Origin of the sequence: Desulfovibrio sp. JC022 (assembly GCF_010470665.1) — a bacterium.
Lineage (GTDB): Bacteria > Desulfobacterota > Desulfovibrionia > Desulfovibrionales > Desulfovibrionaceae > Maridesulfovibrio.
In genome coordinates this window covers 157,834-177,577 of the sequence record NZ_VOPZ01000009.1, presented here as the reverse complement: position 1 = coordinate 177,577, position 19,744 = coordinate 157,834, and the positions used below count along the sequence as shown (strand labels likewise).

Below are 19,744 nucleotides of genomic sequence, written 5' to 3'. Positions count from 1 at the left end.
GTTCCGCCTTACTTGATGATGCGGTTGAAGGCCTCAAAAAGAAGCTCGTCTTCCAGCAGTGAAATTCTTTTATCGTCTATCTCAAAAAGGCCGCGGGTATACGCCGCCGGGGCCTTGGACACAGTTGCCGGGGCATCCATCAACGCGTCCGGTGGATAATGATGAACACCAAGCACCTCATCCACCGCAAAAATCCAACGCCCCAGCCCACGGTCCACGCAGATAAACCTGCTGTAAACCCGAAACCCCTTCTCCTCTTCAGTAAGATATTCCTCTTCAAGACCCAGCAGTTCGCGAACGGAAACCACCGGAATAATCTGGCCCTGAAGACTGGTCAGCCCCCGGAACATCCTGCTGTTTCGATGTGGAACCGGTCGCACGGTCCGCTTTTCCAGCACTGAAACAAAAACCTGCGAAGAAAGGGCCAGCCATTCACGGGAGATCCTGAATACAACCGCCCCGGAAGTCTCAGCCTGCTCTTCTTCCTTGGCAATGGACACAGCTTCGGTATTCTCAGCCAGATAGCCTTCAGGAGGCTTACGGTCCAGCAGGGACAGACCGACACTTGTAAAATTGGGGCAATGGTAGCAATGGCTCCATTGTTCCAACTCGGGACAGGATCTGTCTCCGGCGTAACCTATAGTATTCCAGCAGGACTCAAGCATTATCCGGCCTCATTTCTTTTTTCAGCCCGACGGGCCCTGTTGCGCATAATTTCAGCCTTGCGCGCTTCACCCCTGTTTTCCAGCAGCAGAGCGAGATGCACCAGAGATTCCATATGATCCGGCTCAAGATACAGGGCCTTGCCATAGTATTCCTCAGCCATTGAAATATTTCCCCCGGATTCATGCAACAAACCGCAGAGATGAAACAACTCCGGGTCCGGCCCATCCTGTTTGAGCAGCTCAGCACACATGTTCAAAGCCTCCGCCCTCTTACCCCGATCCGCCAGCTCTTTGATCTCTTTTACCGAAATAACCGGCGGCTGGCGGGGTTGCTCTTCTTTTACAACAGGAACTCCCCTGCGGGGCAGCACCACGGGTTTTACCGGTGAGACGGCCTTAAACGGCCTGTGCACAGTGGAGTGCATCTTTGGAACGGCTGTATCGCTCCGTGCAGACTCCTGCTGCGGACAGACCGGAAGTTTGAGCAGAGCTGCAACTTTGCGCTTTCCCTTACGCAGTGCAAAAGTGCCCTGTTTCCGGACCGGAGTGAACCAGTCATTAAAAACCGGAAGAATTTCAGCATGGCCGACAAAAAGCAAACCGTTATCCTTCAGTTTTTCATTTAACAAAGCGGCCAAACATTTCCTTGAATTATCATCCAGATAAATCAGCAAATTACGGCAAAAGATTACATCATACCTGCCATGGGGAAGACAGCCTTCGATAATATTACCGGAATGGAAATTCACCGTCCCCCTTATCTGCTCCGCAAGCATGCGCCCTTCTTTGCATTTACGGAACCACCTTTCAGCATAAAGCGGCAGTTCAGCACGGAAAGAATTCTCAGTATAAATTCCGCCCCTTGCCCTATGTAAAGCGCGCTCGCTGATATCCACCCCGTCAACCCTGAACTGGCTCAACCCGGCCCCCATGAGGGTCATGGCAATGGAATAAGGCTCTTCCCCGGTGGAACAAGGCGCGCTGAGCACCCTGAATTCATCAGCCCTGCATCCGGCTGCGGTTTCAAAGAGCAGTTCAAAAGGTTTGCTGTCTCTGAAAAACCATGTTTCAGGAACCACGATCTCTTCAATCAGCTCAGACAATTCACCATCACAGGTCCGCAACAACTTGAGATAGCCATTCTCACTCTGCCCGGTCTCACGCATACGCGCCTTGAGTGCCAGCTCAATCCCGGAACGGGCCAGTGAATCAGGAGCAAGCCCCATGGCCCGGTTGAGAATTTTCAGAAACGGCTCAAGATTCATCCATTACTCCTGAGCGGCTTCCGGTTCATCCTTGGGAAAAAGAACCCGGCGCAATTCATCAGTAAGCAGCTTGTGCGGCTTAAGCAGCTGCAACATGCACCCGTTTATACGAGCAACCCTGCCCAGCCACGGGGCATCGGGAATTTCCAGACCGGATTCCTCAAAATCCGAATCCGCTACTTTCAAAGTCTCAGTGATATTCTCAGCCAGCAGCCCCAGAAATTGCTCATCCCTTTTTTCCCCGGTATCAAGATCTGCCAGATCAATGATGATGATCCGGGTGGACATGCGCGAAACGCAAGGGGTATCCGTTGCCAGCATGGAAAGATCCACCACCGGGGTAACCTTGCCCCGATAATTGAAAAGGCCCTTCACGTAATTCGGCGAGCGTGGCAGTTCCTTGCACACAGTTGGGGGAACCACTTCCGCCACAACGCGAGCCTCAAGGCCGTAGATGTATTCACCTATCTTGAATGTAAGCACCAGCATCTTTATTCACTCACCTTGAAACGGGAAACTTCACCACGCAAACCCTGTACAGCTTCGTTAAGCTGGGATGTGGCCCGGTTGAATTCCGAAAGGGCATCTGAGGTATCCGAAGCGGTCTCGGAAAGCTGGGACATGGCATCACTGATCTGCCCGGCTCCCTCAGCCTGCGCGGTCATACCGTCATTAACCTGCTCGATTCGGGGATTGAGTTCCCGGACCCCGGTCATAATACCTTCCAGCTTTTTACCCAGCTTGCCCGCCTTATCCGCACCGAAACGCACATCCGAAGCGAATCTTTCCATCTCATCCACCCCGGAATCAACTGAACTGCGCATGTTGCCGATCATATCTTCGATCTCTAGGGCGGCAACAGATGTCTGGTCCGCCAGACGCCGGATCTCAGCGGCAACAACAGAAAAACCCTGACCGAACTTTCCGGCCTTTTCCGCTTCAATGGCAGCGTTAAGGGAGAGCAGATTAGTCCGGTCGGCAACCTTGGTAATGGTATTGACGATACCTTCAATAGCATTGGCCCGGTCATTGATTTCATCAAGCTTGCCGGTAATGGTGGTCGTGGCCGTGCTCAAATCATCCATGATCCTGATCATGGTCTTAAGTCCATCCTGACCTTCAAAAGCAAGCTTATCCATACTGGAAGCGGCATCATTTACATGATGCATGGCCCCGGCAAGCTCACCGGAATTGGCAGAAATTTCAGCACTTGTGGCACTTATCTGAGTGGTTGCGGTGGCCTGTTGGCTGACCGTCACTTCCAGCTGATTAGCGGAAGCTGCAATCTCCGTAGAGGAGGTCGTCACCTGAATACCTGACCGCTGCACCTGCCCGATCAGGGAATAAAGAGCATCGACCATATCCTTCACAGCAAGGTAGAGTTGTCCGGTTTCATCTATTTTTTCAGGATGTTCGGCGTTACGCACTGCCTTGCGGGCATTGGGGCAATTTTCATCCACCATGGCTATGGTTTCCCGGGCTTTGTGCAGATCACCGGAAGCAATAATCTTGACCAGTTCGACCATATGGCTGACCGGATCAGCGATCAATCCGCTGGCATACAAGGAGACTCCAAGGGTAATAACCAGCAGCACCAACCCGGTGATGACCAGCCACTGCACCAGATAATCCAGCACTCCGGTCAAACGTCCGGTGATACCCTGATACTCATCAAGATAGACCCCGGCTCCGATGACCCAGCCCCAAGGTTTGAAATAGGTAAATACAGAAAGTTTATCCCGGCCTTCATCATCCGGCCCGGTTCTCCAGACATATGTTTTGCTGCTGAGCTTCCCTTCTCCGGCCTCTACCGCTTGAGCGAGAATCTCATGCACAAACCCCTTTTGCCCGCCGACAGCATCCACGTGGGCACCGTCATTTTTAGGCGAATTGGAAACAATGTAGTGTCCCCGGCTATCCCCCTTGGTGCCGATAACCCAGATATACCCGGTTTTACCGATGGAAGTTTTAAGCATGGACTTGCGCAATACCTGCAAAATTTCATCACCCATATAAACAGCCATCATCCCGGTCACATAATTTTCCTGATCCCGCAAAGGCACATAAATGGTGAAACGGGCACCATGATCAAGATCGCCATACCGTCTGGCGGTGCGCCCGGAAAGAACATCATCAATGGCTGATTCAACCTTACCGTCATCGCCGAGAGAGTAAAAAATATCCCCAAGCTTCCAGTTAGAATTCTCCGCAGGTGCGGTGGTATCGACCACCAGCATATCACCTTCGGGATTCAAACGTTGAAAAACAGTACAATAAGCCCCGGAAATACGGCTCGCCTTCACCAGCATAGGTAACGGCTTTCCTTTGCGTTTAGCATAGGAAAATTCATCATTCCCCAAAGTCAACACCGGGACTGTTAGCTCGGCAACACCCTCAATACGGTGGTTATTCACCGGCCAGTCCGAGACTCTCTTCAAGACCTGCACCCGGCCGAGATTGCCCATAAATGTTTCCAATGCCATAGCCGCCCTTTCAGTCTCTGCTGAGAGCAACTGGTCTGCGGTGCGGCACTCTTCATAAAGATCACCAGTCAACTGGGAAACATGGGATTCAATAAGAGAACGGACCTCACCCTTCATGCAGTCCTGCAAGCGGTCCTCAAGGATGTCGGTAATGATAAACATGGCCACAATAGGAATGATTGCGGCTCCGCAGGCAATGGCGATTATCTTTCTTCTGAGGGAAAAACGCATCGAATACATCCCGGCACCGCCAAACGCTCAGGCAGCGCTACTTTTATTACAGATTACATGGGTTCCATCATATCAGGGAACAGGCGCAGTGACACCTACCTCTCCCTTGTATTTATTTTATATGATTAAATCAATGACCGCAGGCATTTTGCAGCATTTCTAAAAAATATCTCAATTTCATGTAAAGTGATTGCCTTAGCCTGCCGATAGCAAAAGTATGAACCGGCGGGTAAATTTCTGCCCGGCCGATGTCCCCACTCACGGAGGAGTGTATGTATTATCACGGATTTGATAACAAAGCTGCGTCAGCGACCAAGTATTGGAGCAACAAAGACGACGAACTTGTTTCGGTATTATTTGCAAAAATAATCAATAAGACAGTGAACACTCAGGAACCATGCCCGGAACAGGACCACCTTGTAGACCAGATGGTTAACAACCTCTTCGATCTCTGCTTCTACATCAACAAGGACGTTCATAACTGCTGATCTTTTTTCAGACACCAGCGGTTTTGATGAAAATCGCAGGCTGCTGAACGAAAAAATCCCCGACAGTATTAACTGTCGGGGATTTTTTTGATGGTGCTTTATTGATCGTTTCGCAGACGGTCAAGAAAGTGCCGGATGCAAACCGTCTGCTAGCTTACCTGAGCAAGACGGGGTGCGTTCTTGGCTTTTTCTTCTTCAGATCTTTTACGCAGGTAGTGAACCATGGTCAGGATAGCGGTGATAGCTTCAAAGCCTTCCTGTTCTACGGAATCTACCAGTTCGTCAGAGGGATCAGCCTGCAAGGCGCTTTTGAGAGCCTTGGAGTAGCGGCCGAAACCGTCCATGAGATCGAGAGCCATGTAGTTGGCTTCATCGGGATCTTCAGGGTTTATGTCCATGGGGACCAGCACGTAGCCCATGATGTTTGCAAGTCTGGTCAGGGGACGGATGCTACCGGTAGCTCTCATGATGGGAATCAGTTCTTCAACACCGACCTTTGCACCTTTATCTTCGGGATTAATCTCACGAAGAAGGGTGGGGTAAGGCTTGCTGATTTCGGTTGCCACATCACGTGCAGGCTTGTCATTTTTGAGTACAACATCCTGCAAAAGCTTGGTAAGTTCATTATTTGCCATTTTATCTCTCCCTTAGTTCATTATTTTGTGTTTATTATCACTCTTAATACTAGCTAAATCCATGCCAGTTTATTATGCAATAACACACATACATTAAACACTTTAATTTCAGACTATTAGCATTCAAATCCGCAATGGACCTTTACACCTATTCTTGAAAAACAAGACTATTTACTGAAAAACAGTAAAATTCATTATCCAACAAATCATTACCATTGCGAAAACAAGGCTATACAAGGAATACTCATCCCTTGCAAGAACTGATTTCAGCTATATTAAATTTTAGCCTATTCAGGTATGTTTTTGAAAATAGGAAAAAAAGACACCGCAAAAAATGCGGTGCCCATTTCACGAAAAATCAACCTGCTATGCTATTCAATTCCCAGGGATTCAAGATAGACCTCACCAGAAAAGGTAAGCTCTGCTCCACCCTGCAAGAACACATTACCATCTTCAATAATAACTTTGAGAATCTCACCGCCGGAGGTTCGGACCCGCACAGCTGCATCGGTCAAGCCCTGCTCATGAAGGGTAACCTGCACCGCGCTGACCCCGGTTCCGCAGGCATAGGTTTCATCTTCAACGCCCCTCTCATAGGTACGCACGATAAGACTGTCGTTATCATCGATCTGGACGAAGTTCACGTTAGTTCCTGCCGGAGCAAAGGCTTCATGATAACGGAAAGCTGCGCCGAGTTTTTTGATATCCACATTTTCAACATCGGCAACCTGCACGACAACATGCGGAACACCTGTGTTGGCAAAGTGATATTCATACTCTTCCCCGTCAATCTCCAGAGTCTGCTTTATTGCCAATCCTTCGGGCGGGGTAAGCTGCACCTTAACTTCTTCCAGAACTGGAAAAACCTGTACCTTTATGGGGCCTGCATCTGAGCCGAAAACATGCTGCTCCCCGGCAATGTCCAATGCATGGGCCAGCCTGCCGGCACAACGGGATGCGTTGCCGCACATTTCCGCCCTTGAACCGTCAGAATTATAGAACTGCCAGATAAAATCAAGACCGGAACCTTCCGGTGCATTTTCAATAAAAAACAGACCATCAGCATAAACACCGAAAGCGCGCTGGCAAAGCTTCTCAGCCCAGAGAGGCATCTTCTCAACCGGTACGCCCAGTTCACGGTTATCAATAATCACGAAATCATTGCCGCAACCCTGCATTTTATAAAAAGGAACTGATTTTCCGAACATTTTACTCATTGGCAGCCTCGTTTTTTGAAAATAAAATAAGAATTGTCCTCAAGGGCAAGTACAGCTCAAAAACAGGCGATCAAGCCTCGGACAAACGGGAGTGCATCCGGCGGGCCAGATACAGAAAAGGAGTATCCATAACCGCCACTATAACCTTAAACAGGTAGGTAGTAAAAAGAATTTCCACCCAGACCTCAAAGGGGAAAAGGCCCCACAGAGCTACAAAACAGAATACAGATGAATCCAGAAACTGACTGAGCAGTGTGGATGCGTTATTACGCAGCCAGAGGTGACGCTGGCCCATCTTCTCTTTGAGCAGATGAAAAATATAAACATCATTCAGCTGGGAGACAATATAAGCGGCCATGCTTCCAAGCGCAATACGGGGCAGAAACCCGAAAATAGCTTCAAGGTGGGGCTGGGCAAAATCATCTGCTGCCGGAGTAAACATTAGGGCCAGCTGCATGTAAACAACAGCCATGACCAGGACCACAAACCCTAGATAAACGGCCTTTTTTGCTTCTTTTTTACCGTAAAATTCGCTGAGCATGTCAGTGGAAAGAAAGACACTGGCATAAAGGATATTCCCCAGAGTGGTCGTCATCCCGAAAAGTTCAATGGTCTTCAATACCTGAATATTGCAGAGAATCAGATTGAAAACGATCAGGCCGAACAAGCCTATTTTTCCGAAAAACCTATAAATAACAAGTACGAGGCTCAGGTCCATGACCGCAAAGCCAAGCCATAATAATTCATTCATAATTAACTCCTGTACGGCCATTCCGTGAGGAAAACATATCTCAAAAACACCGCAGCATAATAAAGACGGCTCCTGATGAGCCAAGACCTTGCTCCTAGCCCAAATCAAATTGAAAAGCCATTCAGTTTTTTAAGTATTCTGAAAATACAAATAACATAACAACCAGACAGAGATATATAACCAGAACGTTTCTTTACCTTTTAGCAAAAAAAAAGAGGCCCCGACAACCGGGACCCCTTGATTCAGCCTGACAGCTATAGGCTGAAGGAAACCTCGTAAATTACATAATTCTCAGCTTAGGGCGCATGGGGGAAACAACCACCCGGTTACGGCCCTGCATCTTGGCATCATAAAGAGCCTCATCGGCCTTGCGTACAATTTCACTGTCTTTTTCAAGACTGCCGGGACACACAGAAGAGACACCGATGCTCGCGCTTACGTTAAAGCTTTTATCCTGATAGGTCATGGTACTGGCCTCAATCTTGGCTCTGACCCGTTCAGCCAGCATCTCGGCCTGTTCTTCCTTAGTATGCGGAAGCAGGATCACAAATTCCTCACCGCCGTAGCGGGCGATGAAGTCAGTGGACCTGAAAGTTTTTTCAAATATGCGGGCAACTTTTTCAAGCACCATATCCCCGGCCATATGACCGTAAGTGTCATTCACTGCCTTGAAATGATCGAGATCAACCATGAGCAGGGAAAGATCAGTGTTCAAACGCTGGTGACGCTTAAATTCTTCAACCAGCCTTTCATCAAAACTGCGACGGTTGTAAACTCTGGTCAGTCCGTCACGATTAGCGCGGGTCTTGATCTTGTTGAACATGATAGCGTTGCTAAGAGCCAGAGAAAGATGATTGACCGCTGCATTAAGCGTGGCAACCTGATCCTTGGCCAGCCTGACATTTCGTTCACAGAGCATGACCAGACAACCGAACTTATCACCACGGGCCACCAGCGGCAGAGCCAGAATCCTTCCGGAACCGGGGCTGTAGACCATGGAATTGCTGCCCGGAGGAACGGTTTCAGACATATTGTAGCTGGAAACTTCCATACCGCTGAGTGCGACTACATTTTCAATCATCAATTCAATCCACTCGTTCTGGACGTTCTCGACCTGACCGGGATTGATAAAAATTTCAGCATCAATATGCTTTCCAGTAGGCAAAACATCCCAAAAAGCACCCTGCACGGAATAAACCGGCAGAAGCATCTTGAGATCCTCAGCAGCCTGACCGAGAATATCCGCCACTTCAAGACGCTCGGTGGCATTGGAAAGCACGGTATTCAGGAACATGAGCTGTTCAGTCTTACGGGAAAGCAATTCACGCTCAAGGATGATTTCCTCGGTCATGCGGTAAAGATCACCGTAAAGACCGGAAATTTCCTTGGCCCTGAATAAAGCGTCCTGCACCTTGGAACTGGTCAGCGGAGAGCTGACTACAGCAAGAAAACCATCTTCCAGCACCTTTTCCAGATCAGCGTGATTCATGTCATCCTGAATCAGAATACGCTGTGTGGATTCAAGGTTGCGGTATGCCGAACGCCTTTCTTCAGGCAGTTCATCCCAGACTCTTTGCGGAATCCAGGTCGCGGCGGGCTTTTCATTATTGCTGAGTTCCTTTTCACCGGGCAGGGAACGCTCGGAAAAATTTCTCAAAAAGAATCCGGGACCGAGGGAATCCTCGATTTTACCGGCTTCACTACTATTAAGACCGAACCCCCAAAGCAGTTCAGGTCTGCTTCCTCTTTTCATTACTGGTCTCCTTGATTAAGCTGTCAGAAACAATTTTCCACCCGTATTTTTGCAAAAAGGGGGCCAGCCAATCTCAAGAGAAGTAAAACAGGAACAGCCTAGATGTTAAAAAGAACGAATAGACAAAGATAAAAGCTTTTAGAACGGTACGTTAGACACTTGAAACACATGCTTTTATAAATTTTTAACAGCAGTATGGCAGAACGCAGCAAACCTCTTATCATTTATATAAAGGAAAAGAGTGCCGGAAATCCGTCACCCTTTAGAACAAGGGTGCGGCAAATAAATCCTTTGACAAGAGCAGGCCAAATGTGGCTTGAAATAACGTATGAAAACTCAAAGAATATGGGGTAGTCTGGACCCATTCTACGAAAGCGGACCTATTTTGGGAAGAAAAGTCGCAAACATGGGTTTCCTCAATGGATTACTTGGACTGGACCCTTTTGACGAATATCATTTCTTTCTCTCCGGGGCAGGCGGCAGGCAAGGCCTGACTTCCTTTTTCCAAAACAGCTATCCGGCCATATTCGAGCAAGGCAGAGTCAAAATTATGGATCGCCGGGATCTGCCCGCAGAAATAGCCAGCCGTAAATATTTCTGCTTCCACCAGTCAGACTGCATCAACTATCCTGCCCATCTGGCCCGGGTCCGCAATAAATACGGAAAGAACATTTTCCCCATTACCGGGACCACCCATTCCTTAAGTTACAGCAACTACGGATCATTTTTCCTCAATTATCTATGGAAGGGCACGACCAAGCGGGACTGTATTGTGACCACCTCCAGCACCGGAGTGCAGGTTGTTGAAAAATATTTCAAGCACCTGCGCGAAGGGCTGGGATTGAGTGAAGAGACACACCCTTCACCGCAGATCAAAAAAATTCCGCTGGGAATCAATCCGGGGAAATTAACTCCGCCGGATGAACATTTAAAGGCTCAGGCTAAAAGGAATCTCGGCATTGACGCTGCTGACGGAAGGGTTAACATCCTCGTCTTCGGCCGTATCGCTCATTATTCCAAGATGGACATTCTGCCGCTGCTGCGCGCCCTGCAAAAGCTCTTTGCATCAGGAATAGAACGGACCAAAGTACGGGTCATGCTGGGCGGATGGATCGATGAAGATGATGATTTTCCGGCCACCCTTGCTCAGTTAGGCCGCAACATGGGCTTGGAACTCTCTATTATCGGATGTCCTTCCGATGACAAAAAACTGGATCTTTACCGGGCAGCAGACATCTTTGTTTCCATCTCCGATAATCCGCAGGAAACCTTCGGGCTGACCGTATTGGAAGCCGGAGCATCAGGCCTCCCGGTCATTGCTTCCGATTATGACGGTTACAAAGATCTGGTGATTAACGGCGAAAGCGGAATACTCATCGAAACAATCGGCCCTGAAGCCACACCTGATCTCGACATCATAGCACCGCTCTGCTTTGACAACCACTACCACCTGCTCATGGCCCAGCAGACAGCTGTGAACACCCCGAAACTGGCTGCGGCACTGGAAAAACTTATCAACGATGCTCAATTACGATCAAAGATGGGTGCTGCGGGGGCAAAACGGGTCCGGGACAAATTCAATTGGACCAAAGTGGTTAAACAGCATGTTTCACTCTGGGAAGAGCTGAATACGGTCCCGGTGGATGAGAATGAGTTGCGTGACATACTTCACCCGGTTCAGGTCCGGCTGGGGGAAACATTTTCCCATTATCCCACGGAAGTCTTAAATCCGAAAACAAAACTGGTCACCGGAACCACCGGAATGGCCATTTACAAAGGCCGGGAATTCCCGCTCATTTATAAAGGAGTGGACAGACTTCTGAACGAAGAAGTTATACGCAAGATGGCTTTCTTTGCCCGCAAACCGCTGACCGCTGACCAGCTCGAAGAAAAAATTAAATCAATCGCCGGAAAAATGAGCGATAACGACGCCCGGTTCCATATTCTCTGGAGCCTGAAGCACGATATTCTGGAAAAAGTATGCTGAACCGGACCGTAGTGCATCATACTATCCTAAAAAAAAGCGGCGGTGCTGCAAAGGTAGCCCTGCTGCTCCATCAGGGATTACTGGAGCGGGGACACAACTCACTGCATTCTTTCGAAGCATCAGAAATTTCCAGTGAGGAATTGACTTCACCGCAGGATGCTGCTCAGGAGATCCCTGAAAACAGCATCGTTCACCTGCATACCTCCACTGACCCTGCACTCTTCCTGCGCTCCCTGCCAGAGGACTGCAAAACAGTAATCACCCTGCATGATTCCCAGATGATTACCGGAGGCTGTGCTTCACCCATGGACTGCCCGGAATTTGAACGGGAATGCAACCTCTGCCCGAGAAAATTCCCGGAATCCCGAAAAGTACGTGGCGAACGCATCGCAGCTATTATTGATTCAGATGCCGTACTGGTCTGCCCTTCCGGGTGGCTGGGCAGACAGGCCCGCAAAGCTCATCCGGATTTAAAACCTAAAATAATCCCCAACGGCATACCGTGGCCGGAAAACCCAGCAGACAAAATCCACTCCCGGAGAGAACTGGGGATCCACCCGGCCTCAAAAGTCATGCTTTTCGTGGCCCACGGAGGAATGCAGGCCGCCTACAAATCAGGTCCGCAATGGAAAAATTATTGGGCGACAATCAAATCAGCTGTGCCTGAAGCTCTCTGTTTTGCCATCGGGGGCAGCGAAAACAGCAGGGACGGGGATTTTATTTCCATTCCTTATGTAGACAGCAGCACCCTTGCAAAATTTCTGGCCGCAGCGGATGTGCTGGCCTACCCCACACTGGGTGACAATCACCCCCTGATCATACTGGAAGCCATGGCCCAGAGCCTTGCTGCTGTAAGTTACGCCGTGGGCGGTGTGGTAGAACAAATTTCAGATGGGGAGGACGGTCTCCTGATTCCCCCTTATGAAAAAACAATTTTTACCGAAAAGGTAATTATGCTATTGCAAAACAGTAGAGCTGCCAGAGAAATGGGCAGTCGAGGTTTTCATAAAGGAAAAAAACGATATTCACATGTAAGGATGATCGACGACTACAACAAAATATACGCTAGTCTGGTCTAATTTTGCTTCCCGTGTTATTTTTTTCGTGTTTCTTTCAATTTTCACAAAAAGTCAGTTGACTTTTTTCCCTGTTTAAACTGGAACTAAATTTACTAATCTAAATATGAAGATGAAAAAAATCTTTCATAAACAAGCATTTCAGGCTAACATTAATTTGAGCAAAGGTTGCTTTGTAACATGATGCAGGCTTGATACATTATTTTCCCAGGGGAGGATGCCAATGTCCCAAACGAATATTCTACTTGAATCAGGCACCAATGAGCTTGAAATAGTTGAATTTTATATTGACGAAGTTGACAATGTTCATGACGGTTCAACCCGCCGTAACTACTACGGCATCAACGTTGCCAAGGTCGTCGAGATCATTCGCTTGCCTGAGTTGACTGATATGCCTGATGCGGCAAACGATGCCGTTTTGGGTGCATTCGATCTCAGGTCGGAAATTATCCCCCTGATCGATTTAAGCCGCAGGGTCGGTAAAAACAGAATTGAAGACGAAGCACCCAAGGTAATCGTCACTGAATTTAATAAAATTTCCACTGCCTTCCTTGTTTCCGGTGTGACCAGAATCCACCGCATCAGCTGGGAACAGGTAGAAGCGCCGAGCAGGCAGGTTTCCTCGCTGACCGCAAACTCCATCACCGGGGTGGTCAAGCTTGAAGGACGTATTGTATTCCTGCTCGACCTTGAAAAAATCGTTGCCGACCTCAACCCGGACATGGATCTCACCGATGTGCCGGAAGCTTCTCTGGTCGACAAGATTGAAAAACGCCAGCTCAAGGCCCTTATCGCCGACGACTCCACCATGATCCGTCGCATGATCGGCCAGATGCTCGAAGATGCCGGATTCCGGGTAACCAGAACCCATAACGGTAAGGCTGCCTGGGACAAGATTGTTGAATGGAAAGCAAAAGCTGAAGCCGAAGGCAAAACCATCAACGACTATCTGGACATTATGGTCACCGATATTGAAATGCCGGTCATGGACGGTCACAACCTGACCAAACGCATCAAGGACGACCCCGAACTGCGCCATCTCCCGGTACTGCTCTGTTCCTCCATCATCACCGATACCCTTTTCCACAAAGGGGAATCCGTTGGTGCTGACGACCAGATTTCAAAAGCTGAAATCAACCAGCTGGCTGAAAGGGTCTTCAAGCTTATTGAGAAAGCAGACAACAATTAGCCTTCACTGACATAAACAATTAAAAATCCCCCGCAAAGTGGTTAAGCTTTGCGGGGGATTTTCTTATGCTTCAAAGCAAAATACCTATTTGATCCAAATCAATGAACACTGACGTCCGGTATTCTTTTCACGGCGATAGGAAAAGAAACTATCCGCCATGGAATAAGTACATAAATCAAGGGAATGAATATTGCGCCGGGTCAATCCGGCTCCCACCAATTGATCAATGGTCAGTTTCCAGAGGTCAACAGTGCTGGTCTCCTGATCAAAATATGGTTCAAACCCCGGCTTGAAATCAGATTCAAAATTAACGAACTGGGCAAGTGCAGGACTGAGGCTGGGACCACGCACAGCCAGCAGGTCTTTTGGATCGCAGCTGTAACGTTCGCAGATATCCGCAACACCCTTGGCGGGAAAGTTAATGGCATTGCCCCGCCAGCCGTTATGCAAGCCGGCTACGAAATCCCCGTTCTTGTGGGCAATCATAATCGGCTGGCAGTCTGCTGTTTTAATAACAAGGGCATGCCCCGCAGAAAAAGTGGCAAGGCCGTCCCCTTTTAGGCTGGGAGGATCTGCCGGAGAACCTTCCTCAAGGTCATAATGCATCACATCCCCATGAACCTGAATGCATTCATGCCAATGGGCAATACCAAGGGTAGCGGCCAGTTCTGTACGGTTGGCACGTACATCGTAAGCATCATCGCCGACATCGTAGGAAATATTGCCACCAGCAAACGGCTCCTTGCAGTTGCCGCCCTCTCTGGTACTGAAAACAACCGAGACCTTTTCAAGCCCCGGAAATACAAAAGGTATAAAATTTATCTTTGCCATATTAATTCCTTATCAGTGCAGACCAACTGCACATTTTTATCCCACGGTTCCACGGGAAAGCCTTCCACCAGCTGAAAATCGTAGCAAACCCCTACAGAAAGAAACGCATCTTTCTGCGGGCGGGCCAGAAAACGATCATAATATCCGCCCCCGAATCCTATTCTGAACCCACTGCGATCAAACCCCACACCGGGAACAATAATCAGATCAGGTGAAACCGCATCCGGGAATTCGCAACGAGTCCGGCAGGGTTCTTTGATGCCGAATGAACCGGAAGTAAGATCAGCCTCAGCGCGGACCACACCGAAATCCATCTGCCCCGGCTCATTTTTGCGACAACAGGGCATAAACAGCCTCTTGCCGCTATTCCAGGCATTTTCAAGTAAAGGCCGGATATCTACTTCATTTCTGATAGGCCAATAAAGCAGCACTTCCTCTGCACGCCCCCATTGTTCAAGGGACAATACCGTATTCACTATGTTGCGGCTCATGGATTTAACGTCCTGCCCGAGCAGGGCGGAACGCTTTTCCAACAATTGCCGCCTGATAATTTCTTTATCCAAATCCGCCACCTGTTCCTCAGTTTTAATCATGGGATAAGAAAACTAAGCACAACTATGTAACAAAGATCAATCACCAAGTGCGACAATACCGAAAATATACTCATCCTGACCAGCTCAGGGACTGGACCGCCATTGGTTTTTAAGACCATTAATGGTATTCAACTGACTTCTGGAAACAATGAATAAAATCAACAACTGAGCTATTTACAAACGGAGGCGACATGTCTGAATCCAAGAAAGATTGGATCGCTTTCGGTGATATACACCAAAGCCTCAAATTCGTTGAACTACTACCGGGACTTGAAGAAGCTTCCGGGGTGATCATCACCGGAGACCTGACCAACCACTCCCCGGCCGGGACAATTGAAAGGATCTGGGACACCATCTCCAGCAGGAACAAGAATATCCTCGCTCAGCTGGGAAATATGGACAGAAACAATGTCACTGATTTTCTTAAGGGGAAAGGAGCAAATCTGCATTGTGAAGTCCGCGAACTTGCACAAGACATAAAAATTATGGGTGTAGGCTGCTCCATTCCTACTCCTTTCGGAACTCCCAGTGAAATAACCGAAGAAGAGATGACCCGCTTTCTTGAAGAAACCTATGCCCGTCTCGGAGAATATAAACAGCTGATCCTTGTGGTTCACGATTCTCCTTTTAATACCAAACTCGACGTCATCGGAAATGGAATGCATGTAGGCAGCAAGTCTGTACGCAGTTTCATTGAAAAGCATCAGCCGGACATCGTTCTCTGCGGACACATCCATGAAGCCAGCGGCGAAGACAACATCGGCAAATCCCGAATATTCAATCCCGGCATGGCCTCCGGCGGCGGCTACGTGCTTGTCTCCATTGAAAACGGCAAACTGGAAGCAACACTTAAACAAATTTAATCATGAGCAAAATAAGATTTGTATGGGTCGGCAAAATCAAGGAACCTTTTTTCCGCGATGCTTGCGCCCATTACACCAAAAAACTTGGACGCTTTCACAAACTGGAAGAAACCATCCTCAAGGATGCTCCCGGCAAGCTGCCCCCCAGAGATAAGGTCCAGCATGAAGGCAAGGCCATCATGGCTAAGGTCAAACCTTCGGACCTGCTCATCTGCCTAGATGAAAAGGGCAAGGAAATGACCTCAGTTGAGCTGTCCAAGCAATTACAGCGCTGGTCTGAAGATCCTAACCTGACCCCGACTTTCGTCATCGGCGGGCCTTTCGGGTTGGCCGATGAAGTCAAGAATGCAGCCCGAGTCAAACTGTCGCTGAGCAAGATGACCCTGCCTCACGAGCTGGCCCGGACCATGCTCCTTGAGCAGCTCTACCGCGCTGCTTCCATACTTCGCGGATCGCCTTATCACCATGTTTAGAAAGATTTGATGCGCTGCGCGCTTTTATCGATTTGATTTCGCCTCCGGCGGCTTAAACCCTTTTTGAAAAAAGGGTTTGATTCACTGTCGCTATCTCTAAGACTCGCGGAAAGACCGCTTGTCTAAGAGCTAGTGCTAGAATCCCAAAAACTTTCATTAGGCTTTGCCGTTTGGGATATATAAATTTTGCGAGAACTACCTGCAACTGGAGACTCTTATGCTTAAGATGGATTACCTTGAAAAACTGGAAGAATACATGACTTCCGGTGATATGAAATTTGAATTTGATAACGGCACCGAAGAAAAGCGGTTTGAAATTCTCGACTTCCTTGAAAAACTCATGGACGTGGCAGAGATAGCCGACGAACACGCCACCAAGCTGATATTCAAAGGCGGCCTGCTGGATGCACTTTCAGGAGCAGGACAGGAAGAAGAGAAGTAATTATCTTACCTAAAAGCGGCCTTGATTCATCCGAATCAAGGCCGCTTTTTATTTCTCAACAAATTTCACATATCCCAACTAATGCGTTTTGGGAAAAGAAGTATAGAGGAGAAGGGAAGGCTGTTACTTTCTGCGTAAACACCAGAAATGGTGTTTTTTGTGCCCGGCCTTGTACTGCATGGAATCTTCCAGCTCATGCCCCAAAGCTTCAAGCTCCTGAGCTGAAGGCGCGGGATCATTCGAAAGAACTACAATCCTGCCCTGCTCGGCCAGCATGGGCTTTACGAATTCCAGAAGCTCCTTCCAAGGCATGAAAGCCTTGCTGAGAATCAGGTCTGCGGGAAGTGTTTCCTGTGGAAATTTCTCCGCACGGCCTTGAAAAACATTGGTACGCGGAAGCTTCATCATGCGCAGGGCAGTACGCATAAAAATACAACGCTTCTCACGCGCTTCCACAAGATGATAATCACCGGCCTGCCAGAGAGTACGCAAAGGGATTCCGGGCAGCCCGGCTCCGGCTCCCAGATCAAGAGAAACGGGATCGGCGGGCAGGTCCAGCCTATCCAGAAAATCCGCCAGATGCAGACTGTCGATAATCAGGGAACGGAAGACCTCTTCCCAGCTCTGCGGCCCGACCAGATTCATGGACTTGTTCCACTTGACCAGCAAGGTCATGTAATATGCTAAAATCCTTGCCTGATCGGTTGCAGCCTTGAACCCTTCATCCTGCGCCGGATTATCTTTAAGCTTGCGCCCGGATTTGCTTGCCGCGCCCAGAATATCTGCTGCGCATATATTAATTTCCGCCATTAGCCCTCCTTGCTGTTCCCGGCAGATTGCACACAAAGACCGTCCTTGGCAACTCTTTGCCTTTTGAATACCGCGCGAATGGAAATGAACACCGCGATTCCACACAAAACAGCAAGGGTGGACAATGAAAAACGCATTACATTCAGATAATCCACAGCTGATTCAGGGCTTACCGGAGCTTTTCCCATGATGGTTGAAAGAAAAATGGCGATGATAACCATACTGAAAACCATGCCCAAAGTACGCAAGCCCCCGGAGATTGCCGAGGCAAAACCGTAGCGGGACGGCGGCACACTGCTCATGAGAATGATCATGTTCGGGGATGAGAACAGAGCAAAACCGATCCCCAATACCACAAACATGGTGTATAAATAAGGAAGTCCGGTATGCGAAGTAACCATGGCCCCCATGATAGTCCCGCCTGTACAGGCCAACATACCCAGCAAAGCCAATACCCGCGGGGAAAACCTGTCCGCCAGTCTGCCGCAGAGGGGCGAAAGCACAGCCTGCACCAGAGGCTGAATCACCAGCACCAGTCCGGCATCATGAGGAGTGAAGCCCTTAACGGACTGCATATACAGACTGAACAAAAATACAATACCGAATGTCCCGGCATAGTTGATGAATTGCACCAGAGCGGCATCAGAGAAATCCCGTCTCTCCTTGAACAGGGTCAACTCGACCAAAGGATGGTCAGACTTATCCTGCATGTAGATGAACAGGGCAACTCCGAGCAATCCTGCAATCAAAGTCACCGGGCCGAACCACCCGGCACCGAGACTGGTTCCACCGAAAACAATTGCAGCAACAGACAGAGCAATGACTATGCTTCCGGGAAAATCAAATTTTTCATCCGAGGGACGAAATTTACCGTTAAGATTGCGCCGGGCAACGTAGTAGGAAATCCCCAGTGGAATCATGCCCAGAAAATACAACCAACGCCAGCCGAGATGTGAAGTTACCAGCCCGCCCACATATGGTCCGGCGGAAAGCCCCACATAGACAGCGGCCACAGCCAAGCCCATTGCTTTGCCCCGCTCTTCCTTGGGTACAGAATTGGTAAGCAGGGCCATATTGGTGGCAATACCCATACCGCCGACCATCCCCTGAATCATACGCAATCCGATAACGGTCTCAATATTCTGGGCAAATCCGATCAACATGGTAAAAATTGAAAACAAAAACACTCCCAGCCTGAACATGGGCTGCCTGCCGTGCATATCCGCCAATCTACCAAAGGGTAGCAGCAGGGCGGCTACACTACCGATATAGACCGATTCAACCAGGCTGAGGTCAAGGCCGCTGGCTCCGAATTCATGTCCCATGACCGGAAGGGTAATACCCACTGCCGAAAACATGAACGGCATGGTGAACTGGGTTACCGCCACTGTGAATATGACAGCTCTTTTCTTTGCATCATCCATTATATTCTCCTGAAATATCTATAAATAATCCCAAACACGAGGCATATCGAGATTTTCACGGCTCGTATCAATGACTTTAACCATCAATTTAATCAGCATCTCAGATTCATCATTTGAAAGACCGGACATCATTATCTTATTACTTTCCATTAATTCCCGATGTAAGTTTTCGCGAATCGACAGTGCCTTTTCAGTGGGGTAAACCAGTTTTTGCCGCTTATTTTCCGGGTTTTCTTCCCGGTAAAGCAAACCCTGCTTGATCAGTTTTGCCACAGCTCTAGCAGTGGCAGCTTTATCCACACTCAAAACCGTAGATAATTCTTCCTGCGATCTGCCCGGATAACGTGTTGCCTGCATAATGAAGCCCACCTGACCGTAGGTGATGCCTATCGATTTGAGTTTTTCAGCAAGGATGGCCTTGTGAAGCCTGCCCATCTGAGTATTCATGAATCCGAATGAAACGTGTTTTTTTAACATTTTCTTTCTCTTTGTTGATTAGTCAACTGTTGACTTATCAACTAAATAAAGATTTTTTAACAGTCAATGAAAAAAACAAAAACAGTTGATT

General features: G+C 48.5%; 20 protein-coding genes. 7 read left to right on the top strand and 13 right to left on the bottom strand.

The features are described 5' to 3' along the window. Window positions 1-8 precede the first annotated feature (8 nt). From FMS18_RS16150 to FMS18_RS16135, 4 genes are read right to left on the bottom strand one after another with little or no spacing between them, the layout of a single operon-like run. Window positions 9-665, bottom strand: coding sequence for a chemotaxis protein CheW (locus tag FMS18_RS16150; RefSeq protein WP_163295712.1), 657 nt, complete (start codon window positions 663-665; stop codon window positions 9-11). Beyond that, the gene (locus tag FMS18_RS16145; RefSeq protein WP_163295711.1) at window positions 665-1,930 is read right to left on the bottom strand and encodes a protein-glutamate O-methyltransferase CheR; all 1,266 of its coding nucleotides are present in this window, start codon (window positions 1,928-1,930) and stop codon (window positions 665-667) included. Before FMS18_RS16145 ends, FMS18_RS16150 begins: the two co-directional genes overlap by 1 nt. 3 nt (window positions 1,931-1,933) lie before the next feature. After that, window positions 1,934-2,419 carry a chemotaxis protein CheW gene (locus FMS18_RS16140; protein ID WP_163295710.1) on the bottom strand — a complete coding sequence of 162 codons (486 nt, stop codon included), beginning with the start codon at window positions 2,417-2,419 and terminating at the stop codon, window positions 1,934-1,936. 2 nt (window positions 2,420-2,421) lie between these two features. Next, window positions 2,422-4,644, bottom strand: coding sequence for a methyl-accepting chemotaxis protein (locus tag FMS18_RS16135; RefSeq protein WP_163295709.1), 2,223 nt, complete (start codon window positions 4,642-4,644; stop codon window positions 2,422-2,424). 272 nt (window positions 4,645-4,916) lie between these two features. On the opposite strand from FMS18_RS16135, the gene FMS18_RS16130 reads away from it, so the two are divergent. Further along, a complete protein-coding gene (locus FMS18_RS16130) occupies window positions 4,917-5,132 on the top strand; it encodes a hypothetical protein (RefSeq protein ID WP_136675324.1) in 216 nt (71 codons plus the stop codon). A 149-nt stretch (window positions 5,133-5,281) separates the two neighbouring features. Here FMS18_RS16130 and FMS18_RS16125 read toward each other — a convergent pair whose 3' ends face one another. The 4 genes from FMS18_RS16125 to FMS18_RS16110 form a co-directional block, all read right to left on the bottom strand. Further along, window positions 5,282-5,767, bottom strand: coding sequence for a phage regulatory CII family protein (locus FMS18_RS16125; protein WP_163295708.1), 486 nt, complete (start codon window positions 5,765-5,767; stop codon window positions 5,282-5,284). 371 nt (window positions 5,768-6,138) lie between these two features. Next, window positions 6,139-6,984 carry a diaminopimelate epimerase gene (gene dapF / locus FMS18_RS16120; RefSeq protein ID WP_203544671.1) on the bottom strand — a complete coding sequence of 282 codons (846 nt, stop codon included), beginning with the start codon at window positions 6,982-6,984 and terminating at the stop codon, window positions 6,139-6,141. Window positions 6,985-7,054: 70 nt separating this feature from the next. Then, window positions 7,055-7,735 carry a queuosine precursor transporter gene (locus FMS18_RS16115; protein WP_163295707.1) on the bottom strand — a complete coding sequence of 227 codons (681 nt, stop codon included), beginning with the start codon at window positions 7,733-7,735 and terminating at the stop codon, window positions 7,055-7,057. A 280-nt stretch (window positions 7,736-8,015) separates the two neighbouring features. Further along, a complete protein-coding gene (locus FMS18_RS16110; RefSeq protein WP_163295706.1) occupies window positions 8,016-9,488 on the bottom strand; it encodes a GGDEF domain-containing protein in 1,473 nt (490 codons plus the stop codon). A 328-nt stretch (window positions 9,489-9,816) separates the two neighbouring features. Here FMS18_RS16110 and FMS18_RS16105 point away from each other — a divergent pair, with 328 nt between their 5' ends. The 3 genes from FMS18_RS16105 (at window position 9,817) to FMS18_RS16095 (ending at window position 13,740) form a co-directional block, all read left to right on the top strand. Beyond that, the gene (locus FMS18_RS16105; RefSeq protein WP_163295705.1) at window positions 9,817-11,475 is read left to right on the top strand and encodes a glycosyltransferase family 4 protein; all 1,659 of its coding nucleotides are present in this window, start codon (window positions 9,817-9,819) and stop codon (window positions 11,473-11,475) included. Beyond that, window positions 11,469-12,554: a glycosyltransferase gene (locus tag FMS18_RS16100; protein WP_163295704.1), complete on the top strand. Its 1,086-nt coding sequence runs from the start codon at window positions 11,469-11,471 to the stop codon at window positions 12,552-12,554. Before FMS18_RS16105 ends, FMS18_RS16100 begins: the two co-directional genes overlap by 7 nt. A 220-nt stretch (window positions 12,555-12,774) precedes the next feature. Beyond that, the gene (locus FMS18_RS16095) at window positions 12,775-13,740 is read left to right on the top strand and encodes a chemotaxis protein (RefSeq protein WP_163295703.1); all 966 of its coding nucleotides are present in this window, start codon (window positions 12,775-12,777) and stop codon (window positions 13,738-13,740) included. Between the two features lie 84 nt (window positions 13,741-13,824). Here the strand turns inward: FMS18_RS16095 and FMS18_RS16090 are convergent, their stop codons facing one another. Both FMS18_RS16090 and FMS18_RS16085 read right to left on the bottom strand, forming a co-directional pair. Continuing rightward, window positions 13,825-14,571 carry a polyphenol oxidase family protein gene (locus FMS18_RS16090; protein WP_163295702.1) on the bottom strand — a complete coding sequence of 249 codons (747 nt, stop codon included), beginning with the start codon at window positions 14,569-14,571 and terminating at the stop codon, window positions 13,825-13,827. Continuing rightward, on the bottom strand, window positions 14,559-15,143 hold the full coding sequence (locus FMS18_RS16085; protein WP_163295701.1) for a 5-formyltetrahydrofolate cyclo-ligase: 585 nt from the start codon (window positions 15,141-15,143) through the stop codon (window positions 14,559-14,561). The genes FMS18_RS16090 and FMS18_RS16085 overlap by 13 nt, the downstream gene beginning before the upstream one ends. A gap of 212 nt (window positions 15,144-15,355) precedes the next feature. Between FMS18_RS16085 and FMS18_RS16080 the strand changes: the two genes are divergently transcribed. The 3 genes from FMS18_RS16080 (at window position 15,356) to FMS18_RS16070 (ending at window position 16,942) form a co-directional block, all read left to right on the top strand. Continuing rightward, entirely contained in the window at window positions 15,356-16,027 is a 672-nt protein-coding gene (locus FMS18_RS16080) for a metallophosphoesterase (protein WP_163295700.1), read from the top strand. Between the two features lie 2 nt (window positions 16,028-16,029). Further along, window positions 16,030-16,500: a 23S rRNA (pseudouridine(1915)-N(3))-methyltransferase RlmH gene (locus FMS18_RS16075; RefSeq protein WP_163295699.1), complete on the top strand. Its 471-nt coding sequence runs from the start codon at window positions 16,030-16,032 to the stop codon at window positions 16,498-16,500. 217 nt (window positions 16,501-16,717) lie between these two features. Then, on the top strand, window positions 16,718-16,942 hold the full coding sequence (locus FMS18_RS16070; protein ID WP_163295698.1) for a hypothetical protein: 225 nt from the start codon (window positions 16,718-16,720) through the stop codon (window positions 16,940-16,942). Window positions 16,943-17,065: 123 nt separating this feature from the next. Here the strand turns inward: FMS18_RS16070 and rsmG are convergent, their stop codons facing one another. From rsmG to FMS18_RS16055, 3 genes are read right to left on the bottom strand one after another with little or no spacing between them, the layout of a single operon-like run. Then, window positions 17,066-17,752, bottom strand: coding sequence for a 16S rRNA (guanine(527)-N(7))-methyltransferase RsmG (gene rsmG, locus FMS18_RS16065; protein WP_163295697.1), 687 nt, complete (start codon window positions 17,750-17,752; stop codon window positions 17,066-17,068). Then, window positions 17,752-19,176 carry an MFS transporter gene (locus FMS18_RS16060; RefSeq protein ID WP_163295696.1) on the bottom strand — a complete coding sequence of 475 codons (1,425 nt, stop codon included), beginning with the start codon at window positions 19,174-19,176 and terminating at the stop codon, window positions 17,752-17,754. The genes rsmG and FMS18_RS16060 overlap by 1 nt, the downstream gene beginning before the upstream one ends. A gap of 18 nt (window positions 19,177-19,194) precedes the next feature. After that, a complete protein-coding gene (locus FMS18_RS16055) occupies window positions 19,195-19,653 on the bottom strand; it encodes a MarR family winged helix-turn-helix transcriptional regulator (protein WP_163295695.1) in 459 nt (152 codons plus the stop codon). Window positions 19,654-19,744: the final 91 nt, after the last annotated feature.